The sequence below is a fragment of the Bacteroidota bacterium genome (genome assembly GCA_018831055.1).
Taxonomy (GTDB): Bacteria; Bacteroidota; Bacteroidia; order Bacteroidales; family B18-G4; genus M55B132.
Genome location: JAHJRE010000191.1, coordinates 1 through 23,883, shown reverse-complemented (window position 1 = coordinate 23,883; position 23,883 = coordinate 1). Strand labels below are relative to the sequence as shown.

Here is a 23,883-nt window from a genome sequence, read left to right as displayed (position 1 = left end):
TTCCGACCATCCCGCTGATGGTACAACGGTTCGATGTTGAAGTCTCCGGGCCGAAAAAAAGTCCTTTTTTTGCCAGAAACAGGTTAAGTTCATCACGCACGACCCCGGGTTCTACCCTGACCCAATGTTCATTTTCGTTAAATTCCAGGATGCGGTTCATATAACGGGAAACATCAACAACGATGCCGCTTCCCACAACCTGCCCGGCAAGCGAAGTCCCCGCTGCCCTTGGAATGAGCGAGGTGCTGTATTGTTTTGCAAAAAGGATCAGTTTTTGGATATCTTCCTTGTTTTTCGGACGCGCTACAGCCAGGGGAACCTCACGGTATGCCGAAGCATCTGTGGCATACATCAGACGATAACTAAAATCGTAAAACAGGTCCCCTTCCAGTTCAGATTGTAGCAGTGGGAGATGGGTTACAGCAATATCACTCATTATTTTTTGTCGTAGTAGTCGGTGCTTTCGAAAATCTTGTCGGCTGACTTGGCAATGAAACCGGAATAAAGCCGGCCGTCTTTGTCGGGATAACGTTTGGCAAATTCATAATAGCAACCCGGGATCTCATGCCGGCCATCTTTAAATTCCACCATGATATGATCGGCTTTAATGCTGGATTGTTCAAGCAATTCAGCCGGTGTTCCTTTGATCTCTCCTCCTGAATCGTTGATGAGAAAACCGTTTTCTTTCAGGAAGCTGTTTACTTTTTCAACCGTGTCGTATGTCTTGAGGTGATTTACACTGACGGTGAAATGATTGGCCCTGAAGCCATATACGTAAAGCCATGCAGCATATTCCGATTCTTCGCGGAGTTTATTGTACATATCGAAAGAGGGATTTCCCCAGATATTTCCTGAAAAGACCATGCGATCGGACTTAAGGTTACTGTGATCAATTTTATTGACCATACCTTGAACGGCAATTTGGAGGAATTTGCTGCAAAGCTCAAGCCGGAGTTCCGAAATAAAGATCCTTGGAGCATCTTTATCTTCCTTGTGTTCAAAGTGCTTGGCATAAAGCTTCTTAGCTTCAAAGTGGTAATCCTGTATATACTGATAACCAGCTTTCAGGAAAATCCTGGATAACACATCAATCCCGATCTTGGGATGGTTGAAGGTACGAAAAGCTATATGGTCGTTCACCACGGTTTCTCCCTTGTCTGTAAAAAGATCGTATATTTTTTTTGCAGATGGGTTTTGGGTCGTATAGTCTTCCCACAACCTGCTGAATATTTCTTCTTTATTTGCCATTTGTTTGTTTTTAAAATAGTTTTTCGATTAATCTATCCGGGTCAATCGTATTTGCAAAGTTACAAGAAATTAATGCTTCCCGGATATCATCCGGGTGGAATCTCTTATTTTTCAAGATATACACAAGTTCATTAAGCCAATCCGGCACATGCTCCATGCTTTCTGTTTCGATGCTTTCTATCACCCCTTTGCTTACACCAAATGTAAGCACTGTATTGATTTTTTGGGGAAAACCAGATATCTTTTTCCTGAATGCCGGGGAATAAGCGTAGTTCCATTCCCATTTGTTATATTTTTCGGTAGTGAGTTTTTTGATTATGGCTTTTTCTGTGTCCGTGAGTTCTTTGCCTGTGCTTGCGTTGAAAAAGTCTTTCAGGAATTTTGTAAAAAATTCACGGAATTCGGAAAAGGTCATATTCTGTTTGAGATGTTCCGAGATATTCGTAACGTGACTACGGTTTGACCTTACGGCTTTACTCTGATAGGCAGATTCATCCGTAAGCAATGCCTGTCGGAGATTGTCGATATTGCTTGAAAATAATAACGTTCCGTGATGAATAACCCGGTTTTTAAATACATGCATGGAGTTTCCTGAAAACTTACGGTCACCGATGACAAGGTCGCTTTTCCCATGGAGCTTTGCCTTTATGCCAATTTTTTTAAGGGCAAGCAGGACGGGCTTTGTATATTCTTCATAATCCACCAGATTTTGTTGTTTTCCATTCAGGATTAGAGTATAGTTAAGATTCCCTTCGTCATGATATACTGTGCCTCCGCCGGATATCCTGCGAATGACGGGGATATTATTGCTCCAGGTGAATTTATGATTTACCTCGGCAAAGACATTCTGGTGTTTTCCGCAAACGACTGCAGGCTTATTTACCCAAACCATGCAGATTTCATTAACCGAATGCCTTATAAGGTATTCTTCAGCCGCAATATTGAAGTATGGATCGGTTTCTGAACGGAAAATTTCCTGCATAGGGTGAAATTACGAAGAAAATCCAATTTTATCCTAACTTTAATGGCTTAATAACACATAAAAAATTTCATTGTTTATTTTATGGAAGAATTTGATATACTGAATCATTATGGAGAAGACCGGTCTTCCTATTTTCATTCGGTGGCGCCGCCTTTGATCCAGACCTCCAATTTTTGTTACGTTACAACGGCTGACATGGAGCACGCCTTGGCCAATGAGTTCGATGTCCCGGTTTATTCACGGGGTCTTAATCCCACAGTGGATATTTTGCGCAGGAAGCTGGCCGCCCTGGAAAGAGCTGAAGACGCCCTGGTTTTTTCAAGCGGGACTGCCGCTATGTCGGGAGTGTTGTTATCCCTGTTGAAACAGGGCGATCATGTGATTTCGGTAAAGCAACCTTACAGTTGGACCAACCATATGATGAAGGAAGTCCTTCCGTCGTTTGGTATTTCTGTGGATATGGTCGAAGGTGAGGAAACAGAGAATTTTCGCAGGGCAATGCGCAATGAAACCAGACTGATATACCTGGAGAGCCCAAATTCAATGACTTTCGGAATGCAGGATATTGAAGCTATTGCAGCGATGGCACATGAAAGGGATATTATCACTGTTATCGACAACAGCTATTCCACTCCTATATACCAACAACCCATCACGCTGGGAGCCGATCTGGTGATCCATTCTGCAAGCAAATATTTATCAGGCCACAGCGACATGGTTGCCGGTGTGGTATGCGGCAGTGAAGAAAGGATCAGGCATATTTTTATGAAAGCATTTATGGCTTATGGCGGTATTTTACCCCCTTTTGAATCCTGGCTTATGATAAGGGGGTTGCGAACTTTGCCATTGAGGCTTGACAGGAGCAGGGATACGGCATTAAAGCTGATTTCCTTCCTGGAAAAAAATCCTGCGGTTGAGGGAATCCTGTATCCTTTTCATCCTTCCAATCCCCAGTTTGAACTGGCAAAAAAACAGATGACATCTGCATGCGGTTTGTTTTCCGTATTGCTGAAAACCCATGACAGGGAGCAAATCGCGAAGTTTGCCGACAAGCTTCGGGTATTCAGCCGGGCGGTATCCTGGGGTGGATTCGAGTCACTCGTGTTTCCTGCCATCGCATTAAAACCGGGCTCCGGGATACCGTTGAACCTGGTAAGGATTTATACGGGATTAGAAGAACCTGAATTGCTGATCAGGGATATGGAGCAGGCCCTGGGGGATATTCACACGTAAAAACAAGTTGGCAACAAGTGTAAAAAGACAGACAAGCAGACAGATATGATATTGATATAATTAAAATAAGAAAGGATTTAGCTTTTTGATAGGATAGTGCAAATTGTGGGAATTTATTTTGTTTTTTTCTCCCACCTGCAAATAGAGAAAAGAAACCCCACCCACATTGCACACATTAGCAAAGTCGCACGAGCCAACGCTGAAACCAAAGCTTTGCCAAAGAATGCAATCTTGCCGACACACAAGGTGCTAAAATGATGCTTTATCTGTATTTTTGAAAATTATAAAAATAGAAATTAAATATATGAGTTTAAATACACAATCACTGCAACCCGTTATAAACTTCCTTTGGACAGTTGCGGATGATGTTTTGGTAAATACCTACCAAAAAGGAAAATACAAAGATGTAATCCTGCCAATGGTAGTTATACGCAGACTTGATTTGCTTTTAGAGCCGACAAAAGACCAAGTTTTAAAAACATACAACGAATATAAAGACAAACTCCAAAATCTCGATAGCTTGCTGACTAATGGCAAACGCGGTTCAGGATTGGCTTTTTACAATACTTCAAGGTTTACATTAAAAAAACTACTTGATGACCCGAAAAACCTGAGAAGCAATTTTGAAAACTATTTGAATGGTTTTTCAGAAAATGTGCAAGACATTATTAAGCAATTCAAATTCAGAAATGAAATTGAAACTTTGGACGAAGCAGATATTCTGTTTTCGCTGATTGAAAAATTCTGTTCACCGAAAGTTGAATTGCACCCCGACAAGTTACCACCGTTAGCAATGGGTTATGTGTACGAGGATTTGGTACGCCGATTTAACGAAGAAAACAACGAAGAAGCCGGAGAACACTTTACTCCAAGGGAGATCATTGATTTAATGACGCACCTTGTTTTCTTACCGGTAAAAGACAAAATACAACAAGGAACATATTTGATTTATGACCCCTGTGTGGGAAGTGGCGGTATGTTGACCATTGCCAAACACTTTATGCTCAATCCCGAAGGGTTGATTAAAAGCAATGCCACCGTTCATTTATATGGACAAGAAAGCACGCCTTTTATTTATGCGACTTGCAAAAGCGATATGCTGATAAAAGGCGAAGACCCTGATAAAATTGTATATGGCAGCACATTAAGTGCTTATGGATTTGATAAAGATTTGAAATTCGATTTCATGCTCACTAATCCGCCATACGGTAAAACATGGGCCCCCGATAAAAAAGCATTGGGCGTTGGCCCCAAAGGTGCCATAATTGACAAACGCTTTATGCTGAAAGGCAGCTACAAAGAAGAAGCTGTTACCAGTCGTGTGAATGATGGCCAATTGATGTTTGTATTGCACATGCTTAGCAAAATGAAAGATACCGAACTCGGCAGCCGTATCGCTTCCGTACACAATGGTTCGGCTTTATTTACAGGCGATGCAGGACAAGGTGAAAGCGAAATTCGCAAATACATAATTGAAAACGATTTGCTGGAAGCCATTGTTGCATTGCCAAACGATATGTTCTACAATACAGGAATACCGACCTACATTTTCCTTTTCACCAACCGGAAAACCAAAAACCGTAAAGGAAAAGTGCAGTTGATTAACGCTACTTCAGATAAGTTTTACAGCAAAATGCGAAAATCATTAGGCAAAAAGAGGGTAGAATTTTTGCCAGAGCATATTTTCCAAATCGAAAAAACATTCATGACTTTTGAAGAAAATGAGTACAGTAAAATATTTGACAATAACGATTTTGGCTATGCTCAAATAACGGTAAACCGCCCTTTGAGAGATGAAAAGGGGAAAATTGAAACTGACAGCAAAGGCAAACCAAAGCCCGACCCCAAATTGAAAGACACCGAAAATATTCCCTTGAAAGAAGATATACAGGAATTTTTTAAACGCGAAGTATTGCCCTTTGCTCCTGATGCCTGGTGGGATAAGAAAGACACCAAAATTGGTTATGAAATAAACTTTGCCAAATACTTCTATAAACATCAACCGCCAAGGGCTTTGGCTGATATTGCCAAAGATATTTTTGCTATCGAACACGAAACAGATGGATTGCTAAAGGAGATTATCGAGTAATTTTTTAATCAAAATGATTGAAAGTTTAAATATTATTGTATTTTTGTAAACAATCAGACCTGCCACGCCTCTGCTTGCAAGCGCACCCGGGCGGGTTTTATTTTTATAGCTATGCAGTACACCAAAGTCCCATTGAGTATAGCTGACCAGATTACCCGATTGACTGGTAGAGGATTAATTATAAATGATGTACCATTCGCTGAATCTAAACTTAACAATATCAGCTTTTATCGCTTACGGGCATACACTTATCCATTTCAAAACAACAGTGATCCAAATCATCTATTTATCAAAGAGGTTTCATTTGAAGAGATTATCAGTTTTTATGAGTTCGACCGTGATTTAAGGTTGCTTGTTTTCGATGCAATCGAACGTATTGAGATAGCTCTTCGAACCAGAATCGTATATTATTATGCCCTCACTCATGGCAGCCATTGGTTCGAAAACAAAAATATTTACCGAAACCGGAACTATTTCAACAATGATATTTCATCGCTTGATAAAGAAATTGATCGTTCGGATGAAGAATTTATTAAACACTACAAAAGCACTTATTCTTCTCCGATCAGGCCCCCAGCATGGATGAGTCTTGAAGTAGCGACCCTGACAACCTTGTCCAAGATGTTTCAAAACCTTTCAAGATCGCCGGAAAAGAAGAAAATAGCCAAAAGTCTAAGTTTGGATTTCCTGATTCTCGAGAACTGGATGCATGTGCTGAGCAATGTGCGTAATATTTGTGCCCATCACAGCCGCCTATACAACCGCACACTTTCTCAATCGCTTATACTGCCTGCAAACACATTTGGCAATAGCTGGATAAAAAACCGTGCAGTTGATAATGCCAAGATGTATGCCGTAATGTGTGCAATTGTGTATCTGCTCGACAGAATTAATGGCATCCATGATTTCAGGTCGAGGCTCATTAGTTTATTTGCCAAATACCCAATTGTGCATCCCCGTCTGCTGAATTTTCCGGCAAACTGGGACAGCGAAATCTTTTGGAGATGACATACCCAACAATGATTGAAACAAATACCATACAAAAATATAAAGCCACAGGTATAGACTGGATGCCTGAAGTGCCGGTAAATTGGTTTTTTAAAAGAGGAAAAGCATTGTTTAAAGAACGAACTATGAAGGGCTATCCGAATGAATCACTTTTGGCTGCATCCCAAAAGCAAGGCGTTGTGTTAAAAGAAATGTTGGAGCAAAGAAGTATGGAGGCAATTCAAAATTTTGAATCTTTCAAACTTGTTGAAAAGGATGATTATGTTATTAGTCTCCGTTCATTTGAAGGCGGTATTGAGTTTGCATACTTCAGAGGAATAATTAGTCCGGTCTATTCAATATTTTACTTTAGAGATGGAAATGCTTACAATAGAGATTTTTACAAATATCTATTCAAATCGAGAATGTTCATTCAAGAATTGAATGTTTTCAAAAAAGGTATCAGGGATGGGCAATCAATCAGTTTTAGTGAGTTTGCAAATATTTACTTGCCTGTGCCGCCCAAAGACGAGCAAGACGAAATTGTGCAATATATCAAAGCAAAAGAAGAAAAGATAGTCCGTTTTATTGAGAAAAAGCAACGGTTTATTGAGTTGTTGAAGGAGCAGAGGCAGAGCATAATTGATGAAGCCGTTGTTAATGGAATTAATCCAAATGTTAAATTCAAAAATACCTCATTTGATTGGTTAGGCACTATCCCTGAACATTGGAAAATTAGAAGACTTGGTACGATAGGTTCTTTTTCAAAAGGTGGGAATATTTCAAGAGCTGAATTAGTTGAAAACGGAATTCCTGCAATTCTTTATGGAGACATTTACACTAAGTATGATATTGAGGCGAAAAGTATTATTAATCGAATAGAAGAAGAAACAGCAGCAAACTCAATTAAAATTGAAAAAGGAGATTTGTTATTCACTGGGTCAGGTGAAACAAAAGAGGACATTGGAAAATGTATAGCTTTTAATGGAGATAATGAAGTTTATGTTGGTGGTGATGTTATAATTTTCAAGCAAAATGAATTTGATAGCCATTTTATAAGCTATTCACAAAATAGTTCGTTTGCAAAGTATCAGAAAGCTGTCTCATCAAAAGGTGATATAATTGTTCACACTTTCGGTTCCAAACTTCGTGATATAGTAATGCCATATCCCCCAACAATTGAAGAACAAAAGCAAATTGTAACACACATAAAAACCGAAACTGCCACTATAGACACCGCCATAGCCAAAGCTGAACGAGAAATAGAACTCATAAGGGAATATAAAGGGGCAATGATAGCTGAAGCGGTGATGGGGAAAAGAAACAAATAAAATGAATATCACACTTTCAGAAATATTTCCTAATGTAAACATTGGTCTGAGCCAAATAGGTTTTTTCTTTGGAGCAGGTTCATCTTATGCTGCTGGTTACCCGCTGACCTATCAATTGACGATTGATGTATTGAAAAAACTTTCGTCAACTGAAGTTGAACTGATTGAAAAGATTTTGAAAGTAGAAGGGCAAATGCTTAATGTTTTAAAAGGCGAACCTGACATTGAGATTCTTTCAGATATTATCAATCGTGCGAAAGCAGGTGGTGGATACCCGGATATAGATTCACTAATTGAATCCATCCGAAAGAATATTGTTGATGTAATTAATGAAGTTGCAAGCCCAAACCTTGAACATCATCTCAAGTTTCTTAAAGGTTTAAAAGGACTTATGCAACATCGGAATGAATCAGTTTGGATTTTTACAACAAATTATGACTTGATTTTTGAACTGGCGGCTTCAATCGCAAAGATTCCCATATACAACGGATTTGAAGGAATTGCACAGCGGTTTTTTGACATTGAGAGAATTGACCTTGCTTATGGAAAAATAAATACTTCAAGCAGAAGATTTGAGCCATTCAACGAACCTCACATTAAATTGGTGAAGCTTCACGGTTCCATTTCTTGGTTCAAAGAAGGTGATGATGTAATTGAATCTTTTGCTAATGTTAATATCGACAATAGATGTATGATTCTTCCCAGAAGAACAAAAGTCATTGAGACATTAGACTCACCTTACGACAAACTGTTTAGATATGCTTCTAACGTGATAGGAAAGCAGTGTAAGTTCATTGCTTCTTGCGGATATAGCTATCGTGATGAACACATTAATGACACTTTGTTTGCTCCCAAACTTCGAAACAATTCTCTTCGTATTTTTGCTTTGTCAAAGGATGAAACGCCAGAAATTTTAAAACTAAAAACTCATCCAAGTTTTCATTATATGGTGAATGATAAACTTCATTATCAAGGAAAGGATATTAGCGGAAGCTATGAACTTTGGGATTTTAAAAAATTTGTTGAACTCTTTAATTAATCAAACAGTAGAAATGGCAGATTACAAAATTGGAAAAGTAGTCTCAGTATCAGGAGATTCAATTAGTGTATCTCTTTTTGACCAATCTGATTCAGAAGAAACAGTTTATGGTGTTCCTGATAATATGAATGTAACTATTGACACCTCGCAAGGCCCAACTCCAATTTTAATTGGACAGCCAGGAACTTTTGTAATGGTCGCAATTCCAAATGGAATGCTACTTTCAATGATTACAGACATTTCAATGAAAGAAACATCACTATTAAGCAGCGACATAAAGAAAGCCGAAAGTGCGGATGAATATTTAATTCAAAGTCCAATCAGGATTATCTCTGTAATTCCTGTAGGAACAATTGATGCGTCTGAGAAATTTGAAAGAGGAACAGACCTTTTGCCAACAGTGAACAATGATGTTTTTGCTGTTTTGCCAGATATAATTGATAAGGTATATGAATCATTTGCAGAAGGTAATTTTTCAATTGGAACACTTTCCCTTATCAAAAACCAGGAAGCAAAAATTAACCTTGACTCTTTTCTTTCAAGACATGCAGCATTGTTGGGACAGACAGGTGGTGGAAAATCTTGGACTGTAGCTTCATTACTTCAAAGCATTTCTCAATTTCCCAAATCAACAGTTGTTCTTTTTGACTTACACGGTGAGTACAAAAAGAGCAGCGATGGTAAAAGTGTCTTTGGAGCAGATGCAGAATATATTAACGCAGGAGAATTGGAATTTCCTTATTGGTTAATGAAAAGCGATGAATTACTAGGATTGATGGTAGATAGAACGGAATCAGCAGCACCAAACCAAATTGCTAAATTCAAAGAACTTTTACAGTCAGCTAAGGAAAACCAGGCAGAGAATAAATCTTTAGGAATTCCTAAAATCACGATAGACACACCTGTTTACTTTGATTTTAATGGTATAATTGATGAGTTCAGAAAATTAGATACAGAGCCAGCACAGGGAAAAACTGGGCCAATTAAAGGTCCTCTTAATGGGGTATTTACTCGACTTTTAATGCGAATTGACTCCAGATTAAATGATAAAAGATACGATTTGATTTTTAACCCAACCAAGTACAACACTTCTGCATCAATGGAAATTTTATTCCGCAAAATTTTGGGTGAAGAATCAAACCCAAAGAAAATTGTGATTGTGGATATGAGTTCTATTCCATTTGATGTTCGTAATTCTGTTATCTCATTGTTGTTAAGATGCCTCTTTGACTTTTCTTATTGGTATAAAAAGGTAAACTTAAAAGCATATCCAATTTCAGTTTTTTGTGATGAAGCACATATTTACTTTAATGACAAAGACCCAAATTCAGAAGCAGCAAGATTGTCAGCTGAAAGAATTTCCAAAGAAGGTAGAAAATATGGAATAAGCATAACTGTAATTAGTCAAAGACCGAGAGAAGTTTCAGCAACAATTCTTTCACAATGCAATACATTTCTTTGTCTGAGAATTTCAAATCCAGAAGACCAGGCGTATGTAAAAAGTTTATTGCCTGATTCAATAAGAGGAATTGTAAGTATGTTTTCCAATCTTAGAAGAGGCGAGTGTATTTTGTTAGGTGATTCGGTAATCATGCCAACTAGAATTAAGATTAGAAAACCGAACCCTGCACCAAATAGTGATGATACCTCGTTTTACAAAGAATGGAATCAGCCGCATGAAGTAATACAGTTCGCACCGATTTTGGATGCATGGAGGAAACAACAAGCTAAATAAATGAAAACCGACACAACAGAAAAAGGTCTCGAAGCCCATATTACACAGCACTTGTGTTTGGTAAATGCTTTTGAAGAAAGACATCACAGCCAATACAACCGTGTGGATTGTGTGGACGAAGATTTGCTTTTCAATTTTCTGCAAACCACACAGGAAAAAGAAGTTATGAAATTGCAAACCATTCACGGAAGCAATTACAGAAGCAAAGTATTGTATCGTTTAAATAACCAAATTAAAACGTTTGGGATTATTGAAGTTTTACGCAAAGGTATAACTGACAATAATATCAAGCTTAAATTGTTTTTTGATAAACCAGTTTCCAACTTAAACGAAAAAGATTCAGCCCTATACAATCAAAATATATTTTCAGTAACAAGGCAGGTGCATTACAGCAATCAAAATGAAAATTCGCTGGATTTAGTGGTTTTTATCAATGGTCTGCCAATAATTACATTCGAACTTAAAAACGAACTTACCAAACAAACTGTAAAGGATGCCATTAAGCAATACAAAACCCATCGCGACCCAAAAGAAGAATTATTCCGTTTAGGGAGGTGTTTGGTGCATTTTGCGGTTGATACAGAGCAGGTTTGGATGGCGACGCACTTAAAAGGGGAAAATACTTACTTTTTGCCCTTCAACAAAGGGAATAATAACGGAGCAGGTAATCCACACAATCCTAATGGCATAAAAACCGATTATCTCTGGAAGGAGATTTTGACCAAAGACCGTTTAACAAACATCATTCAGAACTATGTTCAGTTATTTGAAGAAGAAAAAGAAAAGATTCTGCCCGATGGACAAGTAAAGAAAGAAAAAGTAAAGAAACTTATTTTCCCTCGTTACCACCAAATTGATGCCGTTGATAAACTTCTCAATAATGCAAAGGAAAACGGAGCAGGCAAACGCTATTTAATACAACATTCGGCTGGTTCAGGTAAATCAAATTCCATTTCATGGCTTGCTCATCAGTTGGTTGGCTTATTCGATAAGGGAAATGCTAATACTGTTTTTGATACTGTTATCGTGGTAACCGACCGTAAAGTGTTGGACACACAAATACGAAACAACATCAAACAATTTGAGCAGGTGAAAGGTGTTGTTGAAGCCATTACCGAAGGTAGTAAACAACTGAAAACTGCTTTGGAAGAAGGCAAGAAAATCATTATCACGACTATTCAAAAATTCCCATACATTGTTAATGAAATTGGCGAACTGCCCGGAAACAAATTCGCAATCATCATAGACGAAGCCCACAGTAGCCAAAGCGGAAATACAGCAGGAAAATTAAATGAGACCCTATCAAAAGAAATTGATGAAGAAAATGCTGAAGAATGGACAGACGAAGATGAAATTGTAGAAATTGTAAAAGGCAGGAAAATGCTTTCGAATGCGAGTTATTTTGCTTTTACTGCAACGCCTAAAAATAAGACACTCGAATTGTTTGGCGAAAAATACAATGACAACCTGTCTGCCGGACAGGCTGGTGGTAAAGAAAAATTTAAAGCATTTCATCTTTATTCAATGAAACAAGCCATTGAGGAAAATTTTATTCTTGATGTATTGCAGAATTACACAACATATCAAAGCTATTATGCTTTATTAAAGAAGATTGAAGACGACCCAGCATATGACAAAAACAAAGCACAAAAGAAACTGAAAATATTTGTTGAAAGCCACGAACACGCAATAGCAAAGAAAACTGCATTAATCATTGACCATTTTATGGATAGTGTTATTCGTCAGAAAAAAATTAATGGACTGGCAAAGGCTATGGTTGTTACAAGTAGTCGTAAAAATGCAGTAAAATACAAAACGGCATTTGATAATTATTTGGCTAAAACAAATAATCCATTCAAAGCTATTGTGGCATTTTCAGGAGATATAGACGGAGAAACAGAATCTTCTTTAAATCATTTTTCAAGTTCGGCAATTCCTGATGAGTTTAAAAAATCGGAATTTCGTTTTCTGATAGTTGCAAATAAATACCAAACTGGCTTTGACCAACCGCTTTTGCACACAATGTATGTTGACAAGAAATTAGGTGGTGTAAATGCAGTTCAAACACTTTCACGTTTGAATAGAACAACATCTGGCAAAAAAGACACATTTGTTTTGGATTTTGCCAATGATGCAGAAGAAATTAAGAAGTCGTTCGACCCGTTTTTTGAAACAACAATTCTTAGCGAAGCAACCGACCCAAATAAATTATTTGACTTACAAGCTGCTTTAGATGCGTTTCAGATTTATACACCTGAACAAGTACATGAGTTTTCGCACAAGATTATTTCTAATGTACCAGTTGACCAATTACACACAATTTTAGATGCAGCAGCAGAAATTTTTAGAAAAACTTTAAACGAAGAACAACAAGACGATTTTAGAGCAAAATGTAAAACTTATGTTCGTTTATATGTTTTCCTTGCTCAGATAGTACCTTTTGTAAATCCGTATTTGGAAAGATTATACTTGTTTTTAAACCACTTGCAAAATAAACTTGGCAAGCAACGAGATGAAGATTTGGCTCAAGGGATTTTGGATAATATCGACATGGAAAGTTACCGGCTTCAAAAAGGAAGTGAATTTAATATTCAATTACAGCAAGGTGACGAATTAAAACCAATTCCTACTGATATGAGAGGCGGATCAGCCGAGCCAGAAATGGAATATCTCTCAAACATTGTGAAAGCGTTTAATGAGAAATTCGGAACCACCTTTACAAATGAGGATAAGGTTCGGAAAATGACACAGGATTTAATGCAAGATGTAAAAGACGATAAAGCTGCAATGGACAATATTAGTGCATCATTGAGTAAAAACGACCTTCAAAATGCACAGATAACTTTTGCCGATATTTTGAAAGAGAAAATGATAAATCATATTGACAGCAACTTTGAAGTTTTTAAGGAATACAATGATAATCCAGAATTCAAAGCATTCTTAGCAGGACAAATGTTTAAAATATTGATTAATGATTTGGCAAAAGCAGTATAAAAGCCAGCGCGCAGTCGTAAGTACATTTGCAAGCCCCTCGAGCAAACGCTCAAACTTTCGTGTCGGTGGACAGGAAACTACTCCGCAATCCATTACGGAACATACACTCGCCCTTTACATGAAGAGAAAATTATTAAAACAAATAATTATCCTGATAGCCCTTTCCGTGTGCATTACATCCTGCTCGGTGGTGCGACAGGCCAATGAGTTGAAGACACTGGCAAAATGTGATTTCAGGATTTACAATATGGAAGGGACAACCCTGGCCGGGGTCAAGATTGATGATGTGAACCGCATGAGTGATATTTCCCTGCTGGAAATTACGAAGATCATGGGTGCCTTTGCTTCGGGAAACCTTCCTTTGGATTTCGTCCTCAATATCCAGGTACGTAATCCTAATGGCAGTGTAGCTGCTTTGAACCGTCTCGATTGGATTTTATACATTGATGATATTGAGATGACCCGGGGGATTTTAAGCAAGCGCATTGAAATTCCACCTGATGGAGGGATGGAGAATATCCCGGTGGAAGTGTCTTTCAACCTCAACCAGGCTATTGACGGGAAAGCCGCCGATGCATTGATCAATTTTGCCTTGAACCTCTCAGAAAAAGGGGAAAGACCCACCCGTATCCTGGTAAAGGCCAAACCCACTATTTATGTAAGCGGCACTCCTATTGATTATCCGGGATATATTCGCATCCGTAATGAATTCGGTACCCGGTGATGTATAAGAAAACAATTTCACTTCCTGCTTTTTCTTAATTTTGCAATTTCAATGAATTGGCCGGAAAAAATACAGCAACCCGTTTTCAGGATCATTTCTGGAGCAGCTCATGAGCTCGGCTATCCTGCCTATGTCATAGGAGGTTATGTAAGGGATCTTATTCTTAAGCGACCATCCTGTGATATCGACATCGTAGCGGTTGGAAGCGGCATAGAACTTGCCCGCAAAGTGGCATCAAAGCTCGGTAAGGGGGTTAATGTCAATTATTTCAGGAATTTTGGTACTGCCATGTTGAAATACAAGGGGGAACGGGACTGGATCATAGAATTTGTGGGATCCAGGAAGGAATCTTATCGCAGTGATTCAAGGAAGCCTGTCGTGGAAGACGGGACACTCCAGGATGACCAGAACCGCAGGGATTTTACTATCAATGCCATGGCATTGAACCTTTATCCCGACCATTTTGGTGAGTTGCTGGATCCATTCAATGGGATGGAAGATATCAGGGAAAAAATCATCCGCACACCACTTGATCCCAACATTACTTATTCTGATGATCCCCTCCGGATGATGCGTGCAATACGTTTTGCAACACAGCTTGGTTTTCACATTGAGGAAGCTTCTTTCCGCGCTATTTCAGAGAATAAGGAGCGCATACGGATAGTGTCGATGGAAAGAGTTGTGGATGAGCTCAACAAGATTATTGCTTCTCCGGTTCCATCAAGAGGTTTCATTATGCTGGATGATTCGGGGTTGCTGGAAATACTGTTCCCACAGTTTGTTGCATTAAAAGGAGCTGAATATCAGGGTGGAAAAGGCCATAAGGATAATTTTTATCACACCCTCCAGGTGCTTGATAATGTTGCTAAGGTTTCTGATGACTTGTGGCTGCGCTGGGCCGCCATCTTACATGATATAGCTAAGCCTGTCACCAAAAAATACGATGAAAAAGCCGGATGGACCTTTCATGCTCATGAGTTTGTGGGAGCAAAGATGATCCCTGCGATTTTCCGGCAATTAAAGCTGCCCATGAATGAAAAGATGCGCTTCGTAAAGAAAATGGTGCAGCTTCACCTTCGTCCTATAGCACTTTCTGAGGAAACCGTAACCGATTCGGCAGTAAGAAGGCTGCTTTTTGAGGCCGGGGACGACATCGACAGGCTAATGACCTTGTGCGAAGCAGATATTACTTCAAAGAATCCGAGGAAAGTCAAAAAATTCCTGGAAAACTTCAAAATTGTCAGGGAAAAGCTAAAGGAGATAGAGGAAAAGGACCGTCTCCGCAATTGGCAGCCTCCCGTCACCGGGGAGATTATCATGAAGACCTTTAACATTCCTCCCGGAAGAGAAGTAGGAATAATAAAAAATGCCATCAGGGAGGCCATCCTGGAAGGAGAGATAAGGAATGATTACGATGAAGCCTTCGGTTTTATGCTGATTCGCGGCAAGGAGCTTGGACTGAAGTTACCCGGTTATGATCCGGAAAATGAGTAATATTCTTAAAAAGAAAAAGCTAACGATTATCTGCGGTCCTACGGCCGTAGGTAAAACACGATATGGTGCGTTGCTTGCTAAACAACTAAAAACAGAGGTGATATCGGCCGACAGCCGCCAGTTTTACCGGGAACTGCGTATTGGTACGGCATCTCCGACTCCTGAAGAGATGATGGGTGTTCCTCATCACTTTATCGGGCATCTTTTCCTCACCGATTATTATAATGTATCTCTTTTCGAACAGGATGTGCTCTGCTTGCTGGAGAAGCTGTTTGCCAGGCACGATGAAGTTATCATGGTAGGAGGTTCCGGTTTATATATAGATGCCGTTTGCCGGGGTATTGATGATTTTCCGGATGCAGACCCGGTACTCAGGAAAATGATAAAAGAGGAGTTGAATGCCGGAGGGCTGGAACCTTTGCGTCAACGCCTGTTAAGTCTGGATCCTGAATACTATCACCAGGTTGACCTTAACAACCCTAACCGGGTTATGCGTGCCATAGAAGTATGCCTGGTTACGGGCAGGAAGTATTCCGAGCAACGTACGTCACCGGCCAGGGAGAGAGTATTTGAAATCGGGAAGATCGGCCTTAACACCGATCGCGGGACCCTGTTTCGCAGGATAGAAGACAGGGTTGACAGCATGATGGAGGCCGGGCTCCTGGAGGAAGTGCGCAGTCTGACCCAATACCGCCACCTGAACGCCCTGAACACCGTTGGCTATAAAGAACTTTTCAACTACCTGGATGGAATATGGACACTCCCGGAAGCCATTGAAAAGATCAAAACCAACACCCGCCGTTATGCCAAGCGACAATTAACCTGGTTCAAACGCGATGAAAGCATACAATGGATAGAGTTGTGAAAATCAGTTAATCCTATTCTTCAAAACCTGCAAACTTGAAAAGATCGGGTTTGTGATATTCAACAAGGCCGTCAACCGGGTCTTTCACGATGTGGTTGATCCTGATCCCATATGGCTCCGCTACTTCCAGGAAAAGATCCTGCAAATGAAAAACAACAGATCCTGTGCATCGGATATCATACGATTCGTAATCATTGTATTTCATGATCCTTTCCTGGATAAAATCGTCAAAAGACCGGTAAAGGATTTCATGGATGATGGGATCTTCGCGAAGACCGGAAACAAATTCGGCGAATGAGCCCAGGAAACGACTGGGTTTGGATTTATTGTAAACAGCGTCAAGAATGTCTTCCAGATTGAGGTTGTATTTTTGCCGGAAAGCTTCGCTGATGTGCAAAGGGAGTTCGTTTTTCAGGTAAGCGCTCAGGAAAAGCTTGCCAATATATGCACCACTCCCTTCATCACCGAAAAAATACCCAAGCGAGGGGATATTTTCGATGATAGCATTACCATCGTACAGACAGGAATTAGAACCCGTTCCCATGATGCAGGCTATCCCTGGATTATTACCGAACAATCCCCTGGCTGCGCCCAGCAGGTCGTGGTGTACTTCAATGGATGCATTGGGGAAAACCTTCTCAAGGGCTTCTTCTACAATAAAGCACTTATTGTTTGTAGAACAACCGGAACCGTAGTAAAAAATATATCTGACACGGTCGGGGTCCATTAAAGGAAGAAGCTCCTTTTCCATCGTGTTCACCATATCCTCTCCCGGAACATAGTAAGGATTAAAACCGGCCGTTTGGTAACGGTTTATGTGTTCATTCCTGTCGATAAAAACCCAATCGGTTCTGGTGGATCCACTTTCGGCAATTAATATCATTAGGCGTTTTTTGCAAAAGTAACTTTTTATTTGAAGAGGGATACCGGGGATTTATGATTAGGGGTTAGGGATTAGGGATTAGGGTTTAGGGTTTAGGGTTTAGGGTTTAGGGTTTAGGGTTTAGGGTTTAGGGGTTAGGGGTTAGGGGTTAGGGGTTATGGGTTATGAGATCTGAGATCTGAGATCTGCGATCTGCGATCTGCGATCTGAGATCTGCGATCTGAGATCTGCGATCTGCGATCTGAGATCTGTGTTATGGATTTTAAGAAAATTATTATATTTGGTAGATAGGATTAACCAAAGTTAAAACCAATTCCAAATATTATGAAAAAATGCATACTCATTGCGTTTATGTTGGTATTTCCGGGTATTTCCATGGTGTATGCCCAGGAGGTAACTGTGAGCGGTACGGTTTCGTCTTCCCAGGATGGAAGCACTCTGCCGGGTGTATCGGTGGTGATCAAGGGAACGCAGCAAGGTACTGTTACGGATATAAACGGGAAATACAGCATTAAAGCTGAGGCATCTTCCACGCTGGTTTTCAGTTTTATAGGCATGGAGACCAGGGAAGAGGCTGTTGGAGGCCGTTCAACTATCGATATCCTGCTCAGCCCCACGGTTCAATCGCTTGAAGAGGTGGTGGTAGTTGGATATGGAACCGAAAGCAGGAAATTGCTTACGTCATCGATTTCCGATTTCAAGCCGAAAGACATTAACGAGATCCCTCTGGAAAATATTGATGCAGCCATACAGGGAAAGGCTACCGGAGTGCAGGTTGTACAGAACTCAGGAACCCCGGGAGGGGGTATGACTGTGAGAATACGCGGCAATAACTCCATCAATGCCGGGAATGAGCCGCTTTACGTTATCGATGGAATACCTATGCTGACCGGCAATTTCGGCCAGATCGGATTCAGCGGGCAGAACATCAATGCCATCAGTGACCTGAATCCCAATGATATTGAGTCCATCTCTATCCTGAAAGATGCATCGGCAACTTCCATTTACGGTGCAAGAGCCTCCAACGGGGTAGTGCTCATAACCACAAAAAGGGGGAAGGTAGAGAAAACCAACATTAACTTTTCTGCTTACGGCGGGTTCCAGATGGCAGAAAAGAAGCTTGATATGCTGGATGCCAGTGAATGGATGGTCTACCGTAACGAGTTGAAAGCCAATGAGGGTGCTCCCCCTGTTTATTCGCAGGAAGAGATCGACAATCCTCCGGTAGATACCGATTGGCTGGATGAAGTCTTCCGTACAGGCGCTTTAATGAATTATGAACTTTCTGCAACGGGAGGGAATGAAAAGACGACCTTTTACATTTCCGGCGGTTATTCCTACGAAGATGGGATATTGATCGGAACTGACTTTAAAAGGTTGAACGGAAGGCTGAACCTCGATCATAATCTTACTTCACGACTTAAGATAGGTACAGGAATAGGGCTGAGCAATTCCTGGAACAACCGTGTTGAAGGAGACCAGTCACTAAACGGTCCCTTGCCTAACGCTATTTCCTTGCCTCCTGTATACCCGGTTTACAACAGCGATGGCAGCTATAACGAAGACGGCCCCTATGCCAATCCTGTAGCCATCGCCAATGAAGCAAGCAACCTGGCACAGAATTTCCGTACCATTGCCAATATCTTTGCCAATTATCGCATTTTGGAAGGGCTGAATTTTGAAACTAAGTGGGGCATCGATTACCTGAGCCTCAACGAGCATAGTTATGATCCCATGACGACAAGGCAGGGCTCGAAATATAACGGATTGGGAATTGAAGGCAATACAATAGCCACGAACTTCACCACCAATAATTTCTTTACATATGCCAAGACTTTCCGGGCTATTCACGAATTGGAGGCCATGGCCGGCTATTCTTACGAGCGTTATGTCAGGAAAAGCTCTTATATCGAAGCCACGGAATTTCCGAACGAGTACTTCCAGTATATTACATCTGCGGCAAATATCCGCACTGCAACTGCATCTAAAGTGGAAGATCGTACCAACTCTTTTTTCGGAAGGGTGAAGTATAACCTGAAAAACCGTTACATCATCACCCTGAGCGGGCGTTATGATGGTTCCTCGAAATTCGGTAAAAACAACAAATACGGTTTCTTCCCTGCTATCTCCGCTGCCTGGAGGGTATCCGAAGAGGAATTCTTTGCACCCGTGAGTTTTGTCAACGACCTGAAACTGCGTGTCAGTTACGGATATACCGGAAACGATGGCATACCGAGGTTCTCCAGCCCTGCCCTCTATTCCGGTGGCGCTAACTACGGAGGATACCCGGGGACCTATCCGGTGCAGATCCCCAATCCGGATATACGCTGGGAATCAACGGCCCAGTTTGATGCAGGATTCGACCTTGAGGTTGTGAACAGCCGTATCCGCCTTGTTTTCGATTATTATTATGCAAAGACAACCGACTTGCTTCTCGACCGGCCGGTTTCCGCGACCTCCGGGTTTGCAGGAGTGATCGACAATATCGGTGAACTGGAAAACAAGGGCTTCGAAATAGGACTGTCAACAGATAATATTAAAGCAAAGGATTTTACCTGGACTTCTGTCCTAAACTTTTCAAGAAACCGTAACAAAATCCTGAAATTATATAATGGACAGCCTATTGACAATTTAGGACGAGGCAGCAATTACATTGGAGAAGGGGAACCTTTTGGTATATTCTATGGTTACCATTCCCTTGGAGTTGATCCTTCAACCGGGGATATTGTATTTGAGGATGTAAACGGCGATGGTGTGATCACCTCGGAAGACCGCAAGAAAATTGGTGATCCCAATCCTGATTTTTATGGAGGATTTTCCAATGTTTTTACATACAAGCAGTTATCCCTGAATGTTTTCCTGCAGTTTTCTTACGGAAACGATATATATAATGGTACACGAGTTTACATTGAATCGCTGAAAGGTGATGACAATCAGCTTACCACTATACTCGACCGCTGGCAGCAGCCCGGCGACGAAACCGATATTCCCCGTGCCACCATGACCGATCCGAATAACAATAACCGCACTTCCTCCAGGTTTATTGAAGACGGTTCCTATCTCAGGATCAAGGAAGTAATATTAAGCTACGCTTTCAGCAAGGAGCTTACACGCAAGCTGGGCTTGTCGGGACTTAAGATATTTGCTACGGCATATAATCTTTTTACATTCACAAACTACAGTGGCATGGACCCGGAAGTCAATTATGCCGGCGGAGATAATCTCAGGCTGGGAACCGACTTCTTCACCTATCCTCAGGCCCGTAAGTTTATTTTTGGTATTAACATTGGAATTTAAGAAATTAAAGAAATTGCGATATGAAACTCAGAATCATTGCATTAATTATAACGGCGCTTTGGCTCACAGCCTGTGAAAAAGTGCTGGAGGTGGATCCTGTGGATTACATTCCTGAAGAGGAAGCCATACAGGACAAAACCGATGCCGAGAGGGCATTGACAGGATGCTACGACGGATTGCAGCAAACCGGCATGTATGGAAGGCATCTGGTGATCATACCCGATATAGTGGCCGATAACCTGGAATGGGAAGGCACGACACAGGAATATGGTCAATTCGATAATAATTCCCTGCTTTCCGATAACGTGATCGTGGAAGATATCTGGAATGCCCATTATGATGTTTTAAACCGTATTAATTATTTGTTGTATAAGCTTCCCGATGTATCAGGAATGAGTCAGGCTGAGAGGGATAATTTCCTGGGACAATTGTATTTTCTGCGTGCCTTGTGTCATTTCAACCTGGTTCGGTTATTCGGGCCTATACCAGTAAAGACACAGCCTACGCTGGATTTGGGAAGCGACCTTAATCCTGCCAGAGACCCTGTGGAAACGGTTATGCAGCAGATCGAGAGCGATCTTTTGGCAGCAGAAGGGAAAATCACCATTACCAATCCCGGTTTTGCCACCAACGGAGCGGTTGTTGCCATGCTGGCAATGGTTTATCTGCATGAAAAGGATTACGATCAGGCGAAAGTCATGGCCACACAGGCAATTACCGGATACGGCTACGAACTGGAAACGAGTTATTCTTCGCTGTTTCCTGCCGGTATGCAGACTCCCGGCAAGGAAGCCATATTCACCGTGCTTTTCGATGAGCTTGACGGAAACCGGCTGGCTGAGTATTTCTTCCCTACCAGCACTGGGGGTAGGTATGAAGTGGCTCCGGGTACAGGAATATTAAGCGCCTATGAAGGTGGTGATGTCCGTCTTGCCGCCTCGGTAGCCGGAGAAACGCCTTATGTTATCAAATATCCCAACCTTTCCACCATGAATAACAATGTATATGTTATCCGTCTGGCTGAGATGTATCTGATCAGGGCCGAAGCGGAGGCCAGGCTGGAAGGCTCAGTGAGCGCGATTCAGTTTGATATCAATAAGATCAGGACACGCGCTGGATTGCTTGATACTGAAGCCGAAACGTATGAGGAACTTTTGCTTGCCATTGAGCAGGAACGCCGGACTGAGCTGGCCTTTGAAGGGAAACGCTGGTTCGACCTGGTGAGAACAGGAAGGGCGATGGAGGTAATTGAAACCGTCACAAACACGGATCAGCTTTTATTCCCCATTCCTCTTAATGAGATACAAACGAATTCAAATCCCGGCATGTATCAGAATCCCGGATATTGATCTTAAAAAACGTAACCATGAAACCCTTATGTATTGCATACACCGACACTGAGAGTAATGATTTGCTGCATCCGGGTTCCATCATACCTTGAATTTAAAATTAATATATGATGAAAAAGATTATAATTTCATTAAGCCTTGCCGTAATCACTTTAGGTTTTATCCTGATCATCCAATCCTGTGGCAAAGATGATCCCGAGATACCAACGGCAAGCACTATGGCTGATTTCGTATACACGGCCGACAACGATCTCATTGCCCCGACAACCGTCACTTTTATCAACAAATCGATAAAGGCGGTGTCATATCACTGGGACTTTGGGAACGGAAGCACCTCGACGGAAAAGAATCCCGTGTTTACATACACTGAAGCAGGACTTTACAAGGTTGTTCTGACCGTTGAGCCTGAGAACAACGTGTATTACAACAAACTGGTGAAAGAAACCAATATCCTGGTAAAATCACCGGGTTCTCTGGAACCTAAAACCCTGTTCTTCACCAGCCGGGCCACCGGGAAGGTCCATTACATCGTCCTGGATACCATTGATCCTGTTGTGCTTGATTTTCCGACCGGAGGCCTGTATAAGCCCTATGGAATTGCAGTCGACAATGCAAACCTCAAGGTTTATGTTACTGACACCGACGGATTGATCTACCGTTATGACTTCAACGGTAACAACGGGGAGGTCATCCTGGATGCCGCTCAGGTCCCGGAGGTGGGGGAACCCTATGGTATCCTGGTTATTGGAGATAAGATTTATTGGGCAAAGGAAGCGGCTATTTACATGGCCAACCTCGACGGTTCCGATCCACAACCATTCGCAGAGTTTTCCGGGGCACCCGAGTTCCCGCTGGGCATGGCTTACGATAGCATTGCCAAGAAGATTTATTTGGTCAATGACAAGTATGATTTCAGCGGCGGCGTTTATACCATTAACCTTGATGGAAGCGGTTTGATGGAAATCATACCGGGAGTTGATGCAGGTGCCATTACTCTCGATCTGACCCACGGAAAACTTTATTATACCGATTGGATTGGTGGTGTATTCATGGCGAACCTTGACGGTAGCGGGGTAACGAACATCAATCCCGTGATGGATCAGAATTTTTCCTGGGGGATAACGGTTGATCCGGAGGACGGATTTGTATATGTAGCCGATAAAGGACACGACATTATCATCCGGTCTGCCCTGGATGGAGCTGGTTCACTTAACTGGGTTACGGATGTGGACCCTTATGCTATGACAATTTATTTTCCTGAATAAAAGGGATTCAGTTATTAACCAAAAAATTTGAAATATGAAACGAACAGCATTATTCATTTTCGCGTTGTTGTCGATGGGTACAACCCTTCTGGCACAGTATGAGCATTACATCTATTTTACGGACCGTGATGCTTTGACGACCCGCTTTTTCAAGGCTGATAACCCTTTTGTTATCACTGATTTTTCGTTCAATAATCTCGACAAACCTTATGGTATTGTAATTGATTCTGTTAATAAATCAGTGTTTGTGAGCGATGCTACAGCCGGGAAGATCTATCGCTATAATATGGACGGGACTAGTGTGGAGACTATCCTCGACGTACTTATCGAGCCACTGGTAGATTATCCCTATGGTCTGGCCATGTATG

At 41.2% G+C, this 23,883-nt stretch carries 18 protein-coding genes; 14 read left to right on the top strand and 4 right to left on the bottom strand.

Annotation, left to right across the window (positions count from 1 at the left end; translation table 11 throughout):
• The 3 genes from KKA81_12450 to KKA81_12440 form a co-directional block, all read right to left on the bottom strand.
• The coding region (locus tag KKA81_12450; protein ID MBU2651737.1) for an FAD-binding oxidoreductase at positions 1-436 on the bottom strand (436 nt) is incomplete at its 3' end.
• Positions 436-1,248, bottom strand: a complete 813-nt coding sequence (locus tag KKA81_12445) for a DUF1338 domain-containing protein (protein ID MBU2651736.1) — start codon at positions 1,246-1,248, stop codon at positions 436-438. The genes KKA81_12445 and KKA81_12450, both read right to left, overlap by 1 nt.
• A 10-nt stretch (positions 1,249-1,258) precedes the next feature.
• Complete coding sequence (locus tag KKA81_12440; protein MBU2651735.1) at positions 1,259-2,230, bottom strand: lipoate--protein ligase family protein; 972 nt, start codon at positions 2,228-2,230, stop codon at positions 1,259-1,261.
• An 81-nt stretch (positions 2,231-2,311) separates the two neighbouring features.
• On the opposite strand from KKA81_12440, the gene KKA81_12435 reads away from it, so the two are divergent.
• From KKA81_12435 to miaA, 10 genes are all read left to right on the top strand, one after another.
• The gene (locus tag KKA81_12435; protein MBU2651734.1) at positions 2,312-3,463 is read left to right on the top strand and encodes an aminotransferase class I/II-fold pyridoxal phosphate-dependent enzyme; all 1,152 of its coding nucleotides are present in this window, start codon (positions 2,312-2,314) and stop codon (positions 3,461-3,463) included.
• 304 nt (positions 3,464-3,767) lie between these two features.
• Positions 3,768-5,552, top strand: coding sequence for a type I restriction-modification system subunit M (locus tag KKA81_12430; protein MBU2651733.1), 1,785 nt, complete (start codon positions 3,768-3,770; stop codon positions 5,550-5,552).
• Between the two features lie 111 nt (positions 5,553-5,663).
• Positions 5,664-6,560: an Abi family protein gene (locus KKA81_12425; GenBank protein MBU2651732.1), complete on the top strand. Its 897-nt coding sequence runs from the start codon at positions 5,664-5,666 to the stop codon at positions 6,558-6,560.
• Positions 6,557-7,870, top strand: coding sequence for a restriction endonuclease subunit S (locus KKA81_12420; GenBank protein MBU2651731.1), 1,314 nt, complete (start codon positions 6,557-6,559; stop codon positions 7,868-7,870). Before KKA81_12425 ends, KKA81_12420 begins: the two co-directional genes overlap by 4 nt.
• Position 7,871: 1 nt before the next feature.
• Positions 7,872-8,909 (top strand): SIR2 family protein, encoded by a 1,038-nt coding sequence (locus tag KKA81_12415; GenBank protein MBU2651730.1) that lies wholly within the window; start codon positions 7,872-7,874, stop codon positions 8,907-8,909.
• 13 nt (positions 8,910-8,922) lie between these two features.
• Positions 8,923-10,644 (top strand): DUF87 domain-containing protein, encoded by a 1,722-nt coding sequence (locus KKA81_12410; protein MBU2651729.1) that lies wholly within the window; start codon positions 8,923-8,925, stop codon positions 10,642-10,644.
• On the top strand, positions 10,645-13,638 hold the full coding sequence (locus KKA81_12405; protein MBU2651728.1) for a DEAD/DEAH box helicase family protein: 2,994 nt from the start codon (positions 10,645-10,647) through the stop codon (positions 13,636-13,638).
• Positions 13,616-14,362: a hypothetical protein gene (locus KKA81_12400; protein ID MBU2651727.1), complete on the top strand. Its 747-nt coding sequence runs from the start codon at positions 13,616-13,618 to the stop codon at positions 14,360-14,362. The genes KKA81_12405 and KKA81_12400 overlap by 23 nt, the downstream gene beginning before the upstream one ends.
• A gap of 51 nt (positions 14,363-14,413) precedes the next feature.
• Entirely contained in the window at positions 14,414-15,856 is a 1,443-nt protein-coding gene (locus KKA81_12395) for a CCA tRNA nucleotidyltransferase (protein ID MBU2651726.1), read from the top strand.
• The gene (gene miaA / locus KKA81_12390; protein MBU2651725.1) at positions 15,849-16,721 is read left to right on the top strand and encodes a tRNA (adenosine(37)-N6)-dimethylallyltransferase MiaA; all 873 of its coding nucleotides are present in this window, start codon (positions 15,849-15,851) and stop codon (positions 16,719-16,721) included. The genes KKA81_12395 and miaA overlap by 8 nt, the downstream gene beginning before the upstream one ends.
• Positions 16,722-16,734: 13 nt before the next feature.
• Here miaA and KKA81_12385 read toward each other — a convergent pair whose 3' ends face one another.
• Positions 16,735-17,604: a hypothetical protein gene (locus tag KKA81_12385; GenBank protein ID MBU2651724.1), complete on the bottom strand. Its 870-nt coding sequence runs from the start codon at positions 17,602-17,604 to the stop codon at positions 16,735-16,737.
• A 324-nt stretch (positions 17,605-17,928) separates the two neighbouring features.
• Between KKA81_12385 and KKA81_12380 the strand changes: the two genes are divergently transcribed.
• From KKA81_12380 to KKA81_12365, 4 genes are all read left to right on the top strand, one after another.
• Complete coding sequence (locus KKA81_12380) at positions 17,929-20,901, top strand: TonB-dependent receptor (GenBank protein MBU2651723.1); 2,973 nt, start codon at positions 17,929-17,931, stop codon at positions 20,899-20,901.
• Between the two features lie 20 nt (positions 20,902-20,921).
• Positions 20,922-22,250: a RagB/SusD family nutrient uptake outer membrane protein gene (locus KKA81_12375; protein ID MBU2651722.1), complete on the top strand. Its 1,329-nt coding sequence runs from the start codon at positions 20,922-20,924 to the stop codon at positions 22,248-22,250.
• Between the two features lie 110 nt (positions 22,251-22,360).
• Positions 22,361-23,515, top strand: a complete 1,155-nt coding sequence (locus KKA81_12370) for a PKD domain-containing protein (GenBank protein ID MBU2651721.1) — start codon at positions 22,361-22,363, stop codon at positions 23,513-23,515.
• 34 nt (positions 23,516-23,549) lie between these two features.
• The coding region (locus tag KKA81_12365) for a hypothetical protein (protein ID MBU2651720.1) at positions 23,550-23,883 on the top strand (334 nt) is incomplete at its 3' end.